The organism is Mycobacterium sp. (assembly GCF_036488105.1).
GTDB lineage: Bacteria > Actinomycetota > Actinomycetes > Mycobacteriales > Mycobacteriaceae > Mycobacterium.
The window spans coordinates 1-2684 of record NZ_DASXHW010000402.1 but is presented as its reverse complement, the minus strand read 5'-3'; the positions used below and the strand labels follow the sequence as shown (position 1 = coordinate 2684).

General features: G+C 63.7%; 4 protein-coding genes. 3 read left to right on the top strand and 1 reads right to left on the bottom strand.

What is annotated here, in order from left to right; all coding sequences use genetic code 11:
- Nucleotides 1–202: acyl-CoA thioesterase (locus tag VGH54_RS21130; RefSeq protein ID WP_414688762.1), on the top strand; the 202-nt coding region annotated here is incomplete at its 5' end.
- Nucleotides 203–250: 48 nt separating this feature from the next.
- Here VGH54_RS21130 and VGH54_RS21125 read toward each other — a convergent pair.
- Nucleotides 251–826: a TetR/AcrR family transcriptional regulator gene (locus VGH54_RS21125; RefSeq protein WP_331514039.1), complete on the bottom strand. Its 576-nt coding sequence runs from the start codon at nt 824–826 to the stop codon at nt 251–253.
- A 435-nt stretch (nt 827–1261) separates the two neighbouring features.
- Here VGH54_RS21125 and VGH54_RS21120 point away from each other — a divergent pair, with 435 nt between their 5' ends.
- Together VGH54_RS21120 and VGH54_RS21115 are read left to right on the top strand one after the other, a co-directional pair.
- Nucleotides 1262–1732: a nitroreductase/quinone reductase family protein gene (locus tag VGH54_RS21120; RefSeq protein WP_331514038.1), complete on the top strand. Its 471-nt coding sequence runs from the start codon at nt 1262–1264 to the stop codon at nt 1730–1732.
- Between the two features lie 64 nt (nt 1733–1796).
- Nucleotides 1797–2684, top strand: an 888-nt coding sequence (locus VGH54_RS21115) for an oxidoreductase (protein WP_331514037.1), incomplete at its 3' end; no start/stop codon positions are given.

Here is a 2684-nt window from a genome sequence, read left to right as displayed (position 1 = left end):
GGTCGCGATCGGCACGAGCGTTGAATCGGTCGGCCGCACCTCATTCACCCTGGCGCAGGCCCTGTTTCAACGAGACCGATGTGTAGCCCTCGCCCGCACGGTCATCGTGCAGGTCGACGACGATACTCACCGCGCGACTCCCCTGAGCGCGGCCGCCGCTACGCGCCTCGATCGCCTCACGCCATGCCCGCCCGCCCGGTAGTGCATCGACGGCAGTGTCGTGCCCTTTGACCCCTTAGGGCGCGCTTGTTCAGGCACGTGCGACGCTCCTGACCAGTTGGTCCGTCAGTGCCTGCTGAAACTCGGGATCTTGTGTGTCGCGGGCATCTTCCCAGCGGGTCAGCGTAGCGATCAGTGCAGCCCCGAGGATGGCGTTGGCAGCATCGCGGGAGTCGCTGATCGTGAATTGGTCGGTGGCGGCGCCCTCGTCGAGGAGCTTTCGAAGTGGCGTGGCGAGGTGCGCGTCCTTGGCGGCCATCAGGGTTCCTAGCCGCCCGGTGGCTCCCGCGAAGGAGAGCAGGCCGGCGCATACTCCGGGCTGCCCCCCGAGGAACCCGACGAGCGCGGTTATCGCTGAACGCAGCTGGACGACTGGTGGCCGGGCGGGTGTGACGGCGAGCTCGATTGTCTCGGCCGCGACGCGCAGGTGCTCTTCCAATAGGAACGCGACCAGGTCGTCGCGGCCCGAAAAATGGTAGTAGAGCGTCGCGCGAGCTGAGCCGATCAGCGCGGCGATGTCCTCCAACCGAAGCGCCGGGTCCGGGCGCAGCACCTCTTCGCTCACACTGACCAGTCGCTCGACCAGCTTGGACGGTGGCCTCCTCATGCGGTGGAGCATAGCCCTCGATCTCGATCAGAGTCGAGATTCCAGTCTGGACTTCGATCCAGACATGGATTATAGTCTGTACTGTGATCCAAGAACCCGGCGCAGCCTCGGCGTCCGCTGAGGCCCAGGGTGATCGACGCCGTCGGCGTTTCGCTGGTGATGGGCGGCGGCCTATTCGCACTCCGGTTCCCCGTCTTCCTGGGCAACTTCGACCAATGGGGCTCCACATCAATTGCGGCAGTGGTTGCAGAGCGCGTTGACGCAGCCGAGCTTGTTAGTTAACCGACTACCTGAGAGGAAACTCATGCCCACCTGTGTAAGCAGACATGCCAGCACCATGTCGGCCGTGCTCACGTCCGCTCGGCCAGACAGGTCGCCGACCGTCAAGGACGCCGCCGCGAACCCCGTCGGACCCCCTAAAGGAAGGCTCGCGTGATGCGGGGCGCTGTAAGTGCGTTTCAGAGGTGGCAGTTCCGCGCCGGGCGTCCAAATCGGTCGGCACGCGTCTTAAGCGGCTTGCTCGGCATCGCCTTTGCCGCGGGCATCGGACCCAACCAGGCCGCCACAATCGAGGTTCGAGGCCGCAAGACCGGGCGCAAGATCTCGTTTCCCATAGTTGTCGTCGCCTATGAGGGCGAGCGCTACCTGGTCGCCATGATGGGCGACAAGACGAACTGGGTGCGCAACCTGCGCGCCGACAATCATGCTGTTTTGCAGCGAGGCAGGCGCGAAAAGGTGTCCGTGGTGGAGGACTTCTCCAGCAATCGCGCCGCGATCTTGCGCCGATATCTCGAAATCTCAGCCGGCGCCCGCCCATTCTTTCCGATCACCCGCCGGGCGCCACTGGCCGACTTCGAGCAGATCGTCAACCAGTATCCAGTGTTCCGACTCGCCGCAGCTGTCTGAGACGTGGCGGTGCCATGCTGCCCCGTCCACCACCGCATAACCGAACCTTCTTAAGGAGTCCCGCATGACGGTCACGAACTGGACCGCTGCACTTCTTCCCGACTTGACAGGCAAAACGTTCATTGTCACCGGCGCCACAAGCGGGCTGGGCAAAGCCACCGCCAACGCGCTAGCCCACGCAGGCGCACACGTCGTGCTGGCCGTGCGCAACCCCGCCAAAGGACGGACCGTAGCGAAAGGCATCGCGGCAGAAACCGAGGTCCGTGAACTTGATCTGAGTTCCCAGTCGTCGGTGCGTGCCTTCGCATCGTCATGGCAGGAACCCATCGATGTCTTGATCAACAACGCCGGCATCATGCAGGTCGCTGAAACCCGCACCCCGGACGGCTTCGAACTGCAATTCGGCACCAACCACCTCGGCCACTTCGCACTGACCAATCTGCTGCTGCCCCAGATCCGCGGCCGTATCGTCACACTAAGCTCCGACTTCCACCGCGGCGCCAAACTGAACCTCGACGACCCCAACTGGCAGCGACGCCCCTACAACAGCAGCCAAGCCTACAAAGACTCCAAGTTGGCAAACCTACTGTTCGCACGCGAACTGCAGCGTCAGCTTTCGGCATACGGAAGCCAAATCTTGTCGGTTGCCGCGCACCCGGGAGTTGTGCGCACCGGACTCTTCGGCCACGTCGGTGGCGCATCGGGACTGTTACTCGACGTCGGTTCACGCATCGTGGGCCATAGCGTCGATCAGGGCATCCTGCCCACTCTGTTCGCCGCCACCCAGGACATCCCCGGAGGAACTTTCATCGGCCCCAAGGGCTTTCGGCAACTCCGCGGATTCCCCGGCATCGTCAAGTCGTCGAAGAACGGCACCAACGAAGAACTTGGACGACGGCTGTGGGAGCTATCAGAATCGCTGACTGGCGCGCGACTCGACTGCGGGACACCT

Bases quoted from the DNA above. Each gene is read 5' to 3' on its own strand.
- VGH54_RS21125 (WP_331514039.1), bottom strand. From the start codon at position 826: ATGAGGAGGCCACCGTCCAAGCTGGTCGAGCGACTGGTCAGTGTGAGC.
- VGH54_RS21120 (WP_331514038.1), top strand. From the start codon at position 1,262: ATGCGGGGCGCTGTAAGTGCGTTTCAGAGGTGGCAGTTCCGCGCCGGG.